This is a genomic window from Pseudoalteromonas piscicida (assembly GCF_000238315.3).
Lineage (GTDB): Bacteria > Pseudomonadota > Gammaproteobacteria > Enterobacterales > Alteromonadaceae > Pseudoalteromonas > Pseudoalteromonas piscicida.
Window position 1 is genome coordinate 3,218,867 of the sequence record NZ_CP011924.1, and the last position, 12,720, is coordinate 3,231,586.

General features: G+C 42.8%; 3 protein-coding genes. All 3 read right to left on the reverse strand.

Features of this window, described 5'->3' with window-relative positions:
- Window positions 1-11: 11 nt before the first annotated feature.
- From PPIS_RS14815 to PPIS_RS14825, 3 genes are read right to left on the reverse strand one after another with little or no spacing between them, the layout of a single operon-like run.
- Window positions 12-1,013: a TauD/TfdA family dioxygenase gene (locus PPIS_RS14815; RefSeq protein WP_010376924.1), complete on the reverse strand. Its 1,002-nt coding sequence runs from the start codon at window positions 1,011-1,013 to the stop codon at window positions 12-14.
- Window positions 1,010-4,663 (reverse strand): condensation domain-containing protein, encoded by a 3,654-nt coding sequence (locus PPIS_RS14820; RefSeq protein WP_010376921.1) that lies wholly within the window; start codon window positions 4,661-4,663, stop codon window positions 1,010-1,012. The genes PPIS_RS14815 and PPIS_RS14820 overlap by 4 nt, the downstream gene beginning before the upstream one ends.
- A complete protein-coding gene (locus tag PPIS_RS14825; RefSeq protein ID WP_010376919.1) occupies window positions 4,663-12,720 on the reverse strand; it encodes a hybrid non-ribosomal peptide synthetase/type I polyketide synthase in 8,058 nt (2,685 codons plus the stop codon). Before PPIS_RS14825 ends, PPIS_RS14820 begins: the two co-directional genes overlap by 1 nt.

Here is a 12,720-nt window from a genome sequence, read left to right on the forward strand (position 1 = left end):
ACAAGGCTCACTTAGCCCATGGCCACAAGCACTCTACGAGCACCAGTAAATGGTTTTCGGCCATGTGCAACCAACCAATTATCTATCAGTAATACATCCCCTTCACGCCAGTCAAACTTCACTTCCTCTTTCGTATACGCCAGCCTCAGTGCTTCGACTGTCTTGTCATCAATGTCGCTACCATCACCATAGCGCGTTGAATAGGGAAAATCCTCAAGAGCTAAGTCTTCTTGCATTTTTGCTCTCACATCTGGGCATAGGTTATTTGTATGCCAAAAAGAGATATGGTTAAACCAGACTCTTTCTCCACTAATTGGATGTTGATGCACAGCCTTTCGAACCTGTTCAGTGACTACTTTTTCATCCGAAATTGGTGTCACTTTTAAATCAACCTTTTCTCCATAAGCTTTTATGTCTGCAATATCTGTCATACCGAACGCTTTCGCCACTGTTGGTCCATATCCATTGCCATAATTCCTACGTAATAACCAGCCTTCTCGCTTTTCGAATTCGGATACGATATCACTGTCAATTCGATTCAGCACTTTACGTACATCGACCAGTTGAGTTTGACCACCACTTTCAGGGGCGGTCAAACAGCAAAATGCTAACTTACTTGGTGGCTCTGTGACATACGATAACTCGTTATGCAAAGCAATTTCTTGATCAGAAGGAAACTCTGTGGCCGTATAAACCCCTTTTGATAGCTTTGTCCTCGGCGTTGCCCCTTCCACATACTTAGCGGTCTGTTTGATGCTAGTGGCAACAAACTGCTGGAAATCATCTTCGCTATGTATGTTAAAACCGCGGAATAACACAGCGCCATATTTAGCAAGCTCTTGCACTATTTCCGACTCATTCTGATTATACCAAGTCGGTAAATCAACGTTTGCCGTATTGCACTTATACACTACAGGCAATGTAGGTGATTCTTCTAAAAAAACCTTTGAAACTAATGAACTTATCGGCGTTGTAGTTTCACTTTTTTTATTACGCCATTTATTAAAACTCATGCTACGTTTCCTTCAACTGAGAATTGACTCTTATTTCTCACTGATTTAAATTTTCGCTTCGCTGAACGCAACTTGCTGCGGGCATCTTCGTTCAATATTGTTTTCACTTCCGCAAGCGTTTTGCTCTGCAACTCATGGGATGCCAACATCGCTATTATTTTTTCCAATCGACGCAACGTTGATTGATCAAAACAACTATTTTGCAAGCGCCATTGACCCTCTATTTTTTCTGTGCTCAGTCTGTCTGAAACCAATAAGCTCACTGAGCTGTCTGTCACAAGCTCTTGCTGCATCATAGTATCCGACACAAACTTTAACTGATAGGCAAAAATAGTCTTCCAATCGGTGCCGCATTTTTGATTGTATTGTTGCGTTATCCAATTTTTATCAACAAATTCGTATTCTACACCTTGTGATAAATTATCTAGAATGATTTTCAGGTTGTCTTGAACTCGTGCATCTTTACAAAATGAACTAGACAAAACGCCACTACCGACTGTAGATGAAGATACTCCAGACACCGTACTTAAGATACAATCACTTTCAGAGTTAATCACTAGGGCCAAATTAAAAATTGCAGAAAAGGCCTTTGCAATTGTCACATTATACTGACACGCTAAATTTCGCAATGCAAATGATACTTCTTTATCGAGGAAAAAATCAACTGTTTCTGTTGTGGAACCTTGCAGTTGTAAGTCAGCCTCCAATAATTCCGGTTGAGGTAACGCAGCTAAGTTGTCTTGCCAACTTTGTGTATGGTGCCACAGCGCTTCACGATTGACCGTACCTCCATTTCGAATCGGCATATTTGATACTATTACGTATAACTTTGGTAATAGATATGTAGGTACCAATTGTTTTAAATTATGCTGAACTGCTTTCAGTTGCTCTTGCTGTGCAGCACTGCTACCCGACAATCTTAGGTAAACCACTTTTTCTATCACCGCAACTTGAATCGTTTGCGGCTGAGCTGAGATAATATTTTCTAGAAATACATCATCACGGCTCATTTTCAAAGCTCCATAGTGAATAGCTTCGATAGTTCCAGCATTAGTTTCTCGCACCAACATATTAGTATTTTCAAAGTTATTATTTGCATCAACGGTATAGAGATAACCAATAGCACCTGTGGGAGCAAGATTCTTATCGTCAAACATCACTTTCGCTTGATGCTTGTCAAAAGCTCTCCCCAACGAGATAGCCTTACCAGCAATCACTTTCTCTGCACAAATATAACCTTGTAGGCCAAGACTCAAGACAGATGTTACCGAGTATAGCTCACTCCATCGCCACAGTAATGAATCAGCACCAGACTCTGCATGAATGATAAGCTGCTGAATAGCATAATCCTTACATAAAGTCACATCAGCAAGCAGTGCAGCTGTTAGCGTCAAGTGTGTCACTTCTTTAGTGATTAAAGTATCTTCAAGGTCTCGAGCAGCCTCTAACAACACCAGTTTAGCTCCTGACGCGAGTCCTGTAATCCAATCTATACGATTGGTTTTCTCTGTTTCCGGATGAATTAACAAGTTTGCATTCTTATTTAGCTGCATCGTTTGCTGCTGCCTGAGCACCTGTTGTAACAAAAGTGCATGGCTTACTCTACCATTATTCAGTCGACTATCCATTATCGCTCGGTCAAAAGACCTGATAGAGACCTCATCCTGTCGCATATTTGCTGAAGAAAATGCCTTAAGCTCATCATCTGAAGGCACTCGTAATGCGTTACCAGATAGGCGGCTTACCGTGCACTCTGAAAATAGCAAGACGCTACCTTGAGCTACGATGTTGTTGAACCAGTCTGTACTTTCAAAGATGTCATGACATTCATATATCGCCCCAGCTTTTAATACAGCCAACTTGGCAACATAACGGGACACCCCTTGGATTGCACACAGATGTATTTGCTGTCCCTGCACAACCCCATTTTGAATTAAATATCTCGCCAGTTGATTTGCCTTTTCATTTAACTCCTTATAAGTGAGTGAACAATCGCCACTGTCGATAGCCGTCGCATCCCCTTTCGTCTCAACCATATTCTCAATCAACGAGTGGACCGACGTAAATGACTCCAATGGAAGCAACTTCGGAGTTAGTGCTTCAGTCGTGTTTGCCAATGCTAACTTATCTACCGCTATATCCACATTCACAGATAATTGACGCAATATCATATCAAAACTATTGGACATTGATTGAACCGTTTCAAAGTCAAACAGATCTGTTGAGTAGGTCAGATTTAACCAAAGCCCACCCTCACCTTCTTCAGCAACCATTTGCAAATCGTACTTAGTTAGTGAGTTTTCGCCCATCACAGGATAAGTCTCCAACCCGTTCAACTCAAAATCAGACTTTTCTGTGTTTTGTAGCGTAAACATCACCTGAAATAGCGGGCTATGACTCAGCTCTCTCGGTATTTTCAAACGATCAACCAACGAATCAAAAGGTATATCCTGATGATCAAATGCAGATAACGTATTCTCTCTATTGCGACCAAGTAGGGAGCGGAAACTTTCTCCTTCAGTCCATTCGCTACGATATGTCATGCTGTTAATGAAGTAACCGATCATAGGGGACACCTGAGGGTGAGTGCGACCCGCAATAGGACTTCCAATAACTACATCTCTTGTCTGGCTCCAACGCCCAATCAATACTGAAAATGCGGTATATAGCATCATAAAAAATGTTGCTTGATTTTCTTTTGCTCTTGCTTTTAATCCCTGGACCTGTTCATTATCAACAAACCAAGAATGTGTCTTTCCAGCGAACTTTTGCTGTGCACCTCGAGGCCTATCGAACGGTAGTGCATGGGAATAAGGCGCACCTTTGAGCATTTTTTCCCAATACACTAACTGCTCAGATATGCGAGTTTCGGTATAGTAGTTGCGTTGCCAGTGAGCATAGTCGCAATACTGAATATCTAACATAGGCAGTGGATCTGGCAGCTGTTTGCAATAACTTTCGTAAAGTGTCGCAAATTCTTGGATCATGATGGCCTGTGACCAAGCATCAGAGGCTATATGATGCAATGTAAAAAACAATACATGATCGTGTTCTGTTCGTACGACTACTTTTGCTTTCAACATTAAATCAGATTGCAAGTTAAAGACTTGGTTCATCTCTTGGTTCGAGATCTGAAGTATTCTTTCCTGTTGTTCTTGCGGCGAAAAGCCTTTTAAATCAACAATCGGCAGCTCCATGTACTGAAGAGGCTGAACTTCTTGGCAGACTTCTCCTTCTTTCTCAATATATACAGTACGCAATACTTGATGGCGCTCAATTAATTTATTAACAGCCCACTGTACTGCCGCCAAATTTAGCTCTCCTTTGAGGCCAAACGCTGCATGTATATTATATTGATTACTTCCCCCTTCTAGCTGGTCAATAAACCATAGACCTTGCTGCGCAAAGGTAAGTGGCAATATTTTACTCTTATCTACTGGCGTGATCAGTGTTTCATTCTCCGCTTTCTGCTTTAGCAGTTCCTGTTCTCGTAGATAGGCACTTATTTGATCTTTGTTCTCACGGATCAATGTTTTCAGTTCATCAGGAAAGCCGCCTTCCTCGCTGATATAGGCTAGCTGCTCGCCTTTTAAATAAAGCACAATATTACAAGCTTCTGCGTGGGCGATAATTTGTTGTGGTGAATTCATTAAAATACTCCTTCTTCTACAGCTTTACCTGCTTCTAATATTTGCGCTTTCTTACTTTCGACTTCAGCATTTTCTAGTTCAGCCGCTATTTTTTCTGATAACTGGCTAATAATTGGCTTCTCAAAGAACTCTTTAATAGATAATGCAGATTCATTTACTGAGAATATTTTTCTTATTTCACTAATGACACGGGTTACTACTAAAGAATCCCCGCCTAAATCAAAGAAATTATCCTCAATCCCGATTTGCTCAATACCTAGCACCTGCTGCCAAATAGCAACGAGCTTCTCTTCAACCTCATTACGAGGTGCGATATAGTCACTCTCCAAGTCAGGGCGCTCATATAAAGCTTGCTGCGACTCAGCAACCTTTTTGTCTATCCACTGGCTTAGTCGCTTCTCCAATGCACCAGTTGAATTCACTAATTGTGGGTAATAAGCGATTGACATCATGGCTGAAAACGCTTCTATTCCCTCTTCAGGTGTCATCGAGAAATCATCTTGGGTGGCCTCTGTAAAACTCCACCCATCCCAGTTAACACTTACCCAGCGCTCGTCACCTTGCTCATGCTTACTTTGCACAAATGCGTCCATAAATTGGTTACCTGCGGCATAAGCCGAGAATCCAAGGCCGCCAAGTACTGAAGATAATGAAGACATCAATATACAAAAATCAACTTGTCGCTTTTGTAGCAAGGTTTCTAACACTATGACGCCATTCGCTTTGGCACGATATTGTTTTTCGAAGTCATCTTCAGTGGTCTCAATGAGTGCTGTCATTGAACCGTGTAGCTGGCCCGCTGCGTGGATCACCCCAGAAATCGCGCCAAACTGACTTTCTACGAAATTCATAGCATCTTGCATTTGTTGTAAATTTGCTGAGTCGGCACTTAGAATTATTACTTCTGCACCACTTTTTTCCACTTGAGTAATTTGCTCAATTTGCTTACAAAGGTCTGGGTCAACTTTACCTTCCAGTAAGCTTGGCCATATCGCGCGCTCGGGAAATTCAGAGCGTCCCACAAGTACCAGCTTAGGAGCTGCCACGGCTTGACTAATATATTTAGCAAGCAAAAGACCAATGTTACCCAAGCCACCAGTAATAAAGTAAACACCTCCATCTACTAAACGATGGGCAGCTGGCGTCTCTGTATCGATTAGCTCAGTTTCATAATCAGGTTCCCAACGTTGATTACCACGCAGTGCAACAAGTGGTGCTCGCTGTTGTGAATGTAACTCCAATGATAAACGCTGGCACAATTTAGCAATTGCATGATCACACGTAGCTTGATTCAAATGTACGTCAATATGATGGCAACTCAGCTCAGGATATTCCTGTGGTGCGACCTTACATATCCCTTTAATCGTTGACTTACCTATGTTAAGAGTTTCATCACCAGTGACTCGCTCAACATCATTGGTTATGAAATCAATACTCAATTTATCATCTAGACCCGCTTTAACAATTGCTTGAACAGTATATAGAGCACTATACGCGCCATACCGTTGTGCTTGATTAAATTGTGTCATACTTAGCATATTCTCAGTTGGTGTAAGCGCAACACCTAACAGGTGTACAACGCGATCCAACTGTACCTCTTTATTGATGACTTCTAGAAGCGTTTCATAATCTTGACTATTGCCAATATCAATATTGAAACTCTGATCATCTAGACGGTTGAAGCCCTCTCCTGAATATGCTCGATATACAGTGTGACCGTTCAACATAAGCTGAGAGGCTAACTCTTCCGCGACACCATGACCGTCCATAATTAACAACCAATGTTGCTTATCTGTGTTAAGTTGCGCCTTGGCTTTTTTCATTGCGGTACTTTGCTTCCATATAGGCACCGACCACCATTTATCAGCAGCTAACTTAGCACCATGAGAGGATACGCTCGTCAACGAGTCTGTTTTGGCATCCACCCAGTAACGAACTCGTTCAAATGGATAGGTCGGCAATGGCACACGACGACCAACCTGCGCTAAGTTGAGCGCGAGCCAATCTATATCCACACCATGACTCCAAAGAGAACCTACCGCACTTAACAATTTTTGTTGATCACAGATAGCTTCGTTCGCATGGCGCGTAACCGATAGCACCACTTGTTGCTGCGCATCACGGTTTTTCTTCACGAGTGTTGTTAAACTTCTACCAGGCCCCACTTCTACAAATATCTTTTGATCAGCAAGAGAATTTGTATCAGATAGGACTGTCTCAATACCATCAGCAAATAACACTGTGCCTCTTAGGTGTGCGAGCCAATACTCTGGGTTTTGTGCTTGCTCATTAGTAATGAACTTCCCTGAAACATTCGATACATAGCGAATTTTCGGCGCATTCAACTCCACTCGTTCAAATACCTTCGAGAATTCATCTAAAATCCCATCCATCATTTTTGAATGGAAAGCATGGGATGTATGCAGCGGACGATAATCGATGCCACGTTCTATTAATAGCGCTTGTAACTGCATAAGCGCTTGTTCAGAGCCAGCTGCAACACAGTTGTTAGCAGAGTTCACCGCTGCTAGGCAAGTATCACTTAGCTGCAACAACGGGCGAAGATGCTCAACTGGCATCGCAATAGATAACATACCGCCGGGTTGAGCCTGCTGCATTAAGGAACCTCTAGCACATACCAGCTTTAAAGCATCTTCTACCGTGAATACCTCAGCCAAACAGGCAGCAACATACTCACCGATACTGTGTCCAATCATGACGTCAGGCTTGATACCCCAAGACTGCATCAATGTTGCTAAGCTATATTCAATGGCAAATAATGCAGGCTGTGTTACACGAGTTTGCGCCAATAAAGACTGTGCGGCTTCAGGCGTTAACTGCCCGGTAAGTTGAGGATAAAGAACCGCTCTTAAATCTACATTGATCTGCTCACTTATCGTATCGGCACATTGATCAAATACCGATTTAAACTGCGGCTCATTAAGATAGAGCTGCTGCGCCATTTCAATATATTGCGCACCTTGGCCCGGGAACATAAATACCACCGAGCGATCATCTGCTTCATTACGAACCACTTTTGGATGGCTGTCCAGCTGCGTAATTGCATCTTCCAGCGATGAACAAGAAATATGAGTACTGTATTCGTACTGTGCACGACCCACTTGCAGAGTATAAGCAATATCATGCAAGTTCACCTGGTCGTCTGCTTTCGTCGCCAAGTAGGAACGTAAGTTCTCACATGCCGCTTTGACCGCGCTACTGGATTTTGCTGAAATCGGCAACAGCCAAGTCTTACGTGGTGATGAACTGGGTTCGACCTCAGGAGCTTGCTCTAATATCACATGAGCATTAGTTCCTCCGATCCCAAATGAGCTCACACCGGCACGCCTGCTTTGATCAGTGTCACAATCCCAATATTTACTTTCGGTATTTATATAGAATGGAGATTGTTCGAAGTTAATCTGGGTATTACTCTGTGTGTAATTAATTGTCGGTGGTAGCTGTCGATGCTTCATCGCCTCAATGACTTTGATCATACCAGCAGCACCAGCCGCAACATCTAAATGGCCGATATTCGCTTTGACGGAACCCAATGCACAATAACCCTTTTGTTCGGTCGCAAAGGCATTTTTGAGTGCTTTAACTTCTATTGGATCACCAATTTTAGTACCTGTGCCATGTGCCTCGAGGTACTGAATAGAATTCGCTTCGACATTAGCGTTTTTCAACGCTTGTTTAATTACTGCAGCTTGGCCCGAAATACTCGGCGCCATATAACCCACTTTTTCTGCCGCATCATTATTCACTGCAGTGCCTTTAATTACAGCATGGATGGTATCTTTATCTGCAAGCGCTTTATCTAAGCGTTTCAGTAAAAGAACACAGCCACCACTGCCACCACGTGTTCCTGTTGCCTCAATGTCAAAAGGTCGACAATGACCATCTGCAGAGTTCACCCCCCCTTCTTGGTAAAGGTAACCATCAACCTTCAATGAAGCGATACGAGCACCACCAGCAAGTGCCATCTCACACTCATTTAACAATAAGCTATTACATGCTTGGTGCACATTCACCAATGAAGATGAACAAGCTGTCAGTACGTTTACACTTGGCCCTGTTAGATTTAATTTATAAGACAGTTTGGTCGCCAAAAATGATGCACTGGTGCTTGCCACCAAACTCTGAGATGCACTACTGACAACATCTGGATTGCGTAACAAGTTTTCAATCAAATAAGCACTATCCGTTACACCAACGAAGACACCTACATTTTGTGGTTTTGAGTGATCTCCATACCCTGAGTGCTCTAATGCATCGGAGGACACTTCTAGCATGAGACGGTGTTGTGGGTCTAACAACTCAGCTTCTCTAGGAGTGTAATCAAAGCGCTTTGCATCGAAGTCAGCCACGCCACTTAGGACATCCATTGATTTGATATAACGAGGATCTTTCAGCATTGCAGGCGCGACACCAGCAGCCACCAACTCCTCATCGGTAAAGAAGGTAATAGATTCTTTCCCAGCACTAATATTTTGCCAGAATTGGTCAACATTAGTGGCATCTGGGAACCGACCAGCCATACCGATAACCGCTATATCTGTACACTCTTGTGTGAGGCTTCTGGTCATTAACGTTGCACCATGCTCAACCCCATCATCGTGTTCACCAGACAGGAACTTGGCAAGTGCCCCTATGGTCGGATATTCAAATAGATCTGTTAGCTCAACGTCTACTTCCATGTGTTGTTGAATTGCCTTCTGTAGCTTAATACTAAGCAGTGAATTCCCTCCGATCTCGAAGAAGTTACTATTCACCGATACCTTGTCGAGCTGCAATACATCACACCACACTTTCACTAGCGCTTGTTCAGTATCATTGGCAGCTGCAATAAAGTTATCTTTCGACGCCATTTCAGATGGGTTTGGTAGTGCTTTGCGATCCATTTTACCATTGGCAGTTAAAGGCCATTCCGTCATCGGGATGATCATACTTGGGATCATATGCTCAGGTACACGCTTCCCAAGCAGAACTCTGACCTTATTAGTAAAGTGCTCAGGCAGCTCATCTGTCATACCATCGCTCGCTTTCACGTAGCCAACGAGCTGGTTAGCACCGCCAATCTCATAGGTAGTCACCAGTGCTGAGTTAACACAGTCCAACTTCTCCAGTTGCGCTTCAATTTCACCTAGTTCGATCCTAAATCCACGAACTTTTACTTGATCGTCCGCACGGCCAATAAACTCCAAATTCCCGTCTGGCAAATATCGCACGAGATCACCTGTTTTGTACAAGCGCTTAGAACTATTCTGATTGCCAGCTTGATAGAATGGATTAGCAACGAATCGCTGCGCTGTTAAGTCTGAGCGATTTAAATACCCACGCGCAAGCCCTTGGCCTCCAATGTAAAGCTCTCCTACACTGCCATAAGGAACAAGCATATCGTTATGCATGATAAACAGTGACTTTCCCGGTAACGCTTTACCAATGCTAACCGTTTCATCGCATTTCAATAGCGCCACACTGCTCCATACCGAAGCTTCCGTTGGTCCATACTCGTTGAATAACTTGACTCCGGTTAGTGCAAACTTCTGATAGTGCTTTTCAACGACATTTTTCGAACAACTTTCTCCTGCGACAATCGCACCGCGCAAGGCTGGCAGTGCGGTACTGTCGACCTCATTTAGGATCAAGTCATAAAAACTTGGGACCATAAGCAAGTGACTAATTTCATGGCGTTTAAGCTGACTCACAATATAATTAGTGTCAGCTTTCTTATGAGCACTAAGCAAACATAGTTTTGCGCCACTAGTTAGAGAAGAGAATATTCCCGCAATGGAACTATCAAACGACATTGAAGAAATCAGTAAAAAGCTAGAGAACTCTTCATAAATATCAAATCGACATACCGTTGAATACACCAATGATTGATGCTCAATCATCACACCTTTCGGTTGCCCAGTGGATCCTGACGTATAAATTACATAAGCAAGATTATTTGAGGTTAAGCCAGTTTCCGCGGAGGAAAGGTTGTGGCTGTCATACTGTGAGAATAAATGTGTAGTACCCTGGTTGGTTTCCGCCACGTGATCAAGGGACACTATAGTACCTTTAAAATCACTTAATACCGAATCAAGATGCGATTGGCTAAGTACTACCTCTAATGAAGCATCATCAAACATGTAGCTCAAACGTGATTGAGGGTAATCAGGATCTAGAGGGACATACGCAGCTCCCGCCTTTAGGATTCCCACAATACCAATCACCATTTCTAGTGAACGCTCTACACACAAACCGACAAAAGTATCAGGGCGAATATCATGGTTTGCACGCAGGTAACGCGCCACCTGATTCGCTTTTTCATTAAGCTGCTGATATGTCAGAGCTTGCTCATCAATGACCACAGCAATATTATTTGGGTGCAACTCCGCCTGTTGTTCAAATAGCTCATGAATACAATGATCTGTTGAGCGAGTAAGTTCAGAGTCATTGATACTATGTACCAATTGGTGTGTCTCTGAGTCACTTAACATCGCAATTTCCGACAGAGCAACGCCACGGTCACTTTGCAATGTAGAGATCTCGGTTAACAAGCGGCATAAATGTGCATTTAGTTGCTCAATATGATGCGCTGAGAACAGGTTCAGATCGTAAGTCCAGCGAAGTCCAACACCTTGCTCACTTATATTTAGGTCAATATCCAAATCAAATTTCACTTGGATTAAATCAGAGGCATTCGCCTGTAACTCAACACTTGGTAGAGAAAAAGCATCCATTCCACCATCATCAATGCCATAACTCGTACTCGTCGTCATCATAATTTGAAATAAAGGGTTGTAGGCTTTGCTACGCGGCACCTTCAGATGATCAATGAGTTGTTCGAACGGAACATCTTGATTAGTTTGTGCACCTAGATGCACTGTTTTAATATGGCTAAGATAGTCTGCCAATGTTTTATGTGCTGTATTTGTACGCAATACCAATGTATTGACGAAAAAGCCTATAAGTGATTCAAGCTCACTTTGCTTACGGTTCGCAACAGGTGTACCAATAACGATGTCATTACTATTACTATGGCGAGATAGCAACAGTGCTAAGGCACCGTGAAGAAGCATAAATGGAGTCAATTCATAAGCCTTGGCAACCGCTAACAATTTCTGTGCGATATCCTCAGGTAGCGAGCCCCGCACAACATCCGCCTGTTGCTGCTTAGTAACTGGCCGTGTTTTGTCTAGCGGTAACGAGTGTACCGCAGGCGCTTCATCTAACTGGGTTTGCCAATAACTCAGCTGCTTTTCAAGTACGTCACCTTCCAGATAGTCTTTTTGCCACTGAGCATAGTCTGCATACTGCACATCAAGTGGCGGCAACGGATTAGGTAGCTGCGCGTGGTATGCATGGTAGAGCGTAACAAACTCTTTAGTCAGCACTTCCACGGACCAGCCATCAGATGCAATATGATGCATGTTAAATAGCAGCACACCGGTATCCACCGTTTTCTTCAAGAAACTAACTCGCAACATTAAGTCAGACTCAAGATTGAAAGACGTGGTTATATCCGCATCCATTCTTTGTGTCACAGCATCAGTTAACGCATTACCACTCAAATGACTCAAATCTTCGACTTGAATTGTAAAGTTAACTTCGTCCATAGTGTGGATCTGCTGAACGATACGACCTTCATGTTCAACATATACTGAGCGGAGTACTTCATGGCGCTCTATGATTGTAGCAAATACTTGATGAAGCACTTGTAGATTCAGCTCACCTTTAGTATCAAATGCCATGGGCATATTGTATTCTGGCGAACCACTCTGGAGATTATCAATAAACCACAAGCGTTGCTGGGCAAAAGAAATATCAGCTTTCCCATCTACCCGCTTTGCAGCCTCAATTTTCCTATTATTATCACGCTTAGTATAAATCGCATCTAATTGCTCAAGATAAGCAACCAAACTCGCTTTGTGCTCTTTGATTAGCGTTCGAAATTCTTCTGTGATCGCACCTTTTGGCGCTTTTGCTTTAAGCTGATTGCTTTCGTCTAGATAAAGATCGATATCTGATTTAGCTAATGTATTTAGTATTGTTTTCGCATTCAT

Excerpts from the sequence above, each read along its gene's own strand:
- PPIS_RS14820 (WP_010376921.1), bottom strand. The coding sequence starts at position 4,663 with ATGAATTCACCACAACAAATTATCGCCCACGCAGAAGCTTGTAATATT.
- PPIS_RS14825 (WP_010376919.1), bottom strand. The coding sequence starts at position 12,720 with ATGAATGCGAAAACAATACTAAATACATTAGCTAAATCAGATATCGAT.
- PPIS_RS14815 (WP_010376924.1), bottom strand. The coding sequence starts at position 1,013 with ATGAGTTTTAATAAATGGCGTAATAAAAAAAGTGAAACTACAACGCCG.